The sequence below is a fragment of the Micromonospora sp. DT4 genome (assembly GCF_049841675.1).
GTDB lineage: Bacteria > Actinomycetota > Actinomycetes > Mycobacteriales > Micromonosporaceae > Micromonospora.
The window spans coordinates 1-565 of record NZ_JBNCKT010000365.1 but is presented as its reverse complement, the minus strand read 5'-3'; the positions used below and the strand labels follow the sequence as shown (position 1 = coordinate 565).

At 76.1% G+C, this 565-nt stretch carries 1 pseudogene; it reads left to right on the top strand.

The window, feature by feature from the left end:
- Positions 1-152: 152 nt before the first annotated feature.
- Positions 153-565 (top strand): annotated as a pseudogene (locus tag ACLQ24_RS30135) (hypothetical protein); the annotation flags it as partial.

Sequence of the window (565 nt, the reverse complement as noted above, 5' to 3'; positions counted from 1 at the left end):
CCAACGGTGCCGCGACCCCGCTGAGCCGCTACGGCACCCGCGTGCCGACGGTGACGCCCCGCCCGGGCCGCAAGCCCGCCCCCGCGGCCACCGCCGCCAGCACCACGGCGCCCACCAGCCCGGTGGTCACGCCGACCGCGACGATCAACACCATGATCGTCTGCCTGCCCGACGGACTGCCGTCGCAGGCCCTGACCGCCACCCAGCTCGACCGGCACTTCGGCGTGTCCGGCACCCTGCAGCCCCGGTTCTGGGCCATCCCGGACATGTGGCTGTGGCAGCGGCGCGACCTGGTCGCACCTCGGAAGGGACGTCCGGTGTACTGCGCCGGCGGACCGGTCAAGCTGCTCGACCTCGCCGCCATGCGCCACGCCGCCGGCGTCGGCGCCGGCATCCGCCACGAGGTGTGGCAGCGGGTCGTGCACGGCACCCGGCCGGCCACCCCGTGGCCGACCCTGCTGGCCCGCCACCTGGCGGACCCCGCCCGCTACCCGCGCGAGCGGGCCGAGGCGGACTTCCACAACCAGGCCCGCGTCAACGCGATGCGGATGCACAACGCGGCCAG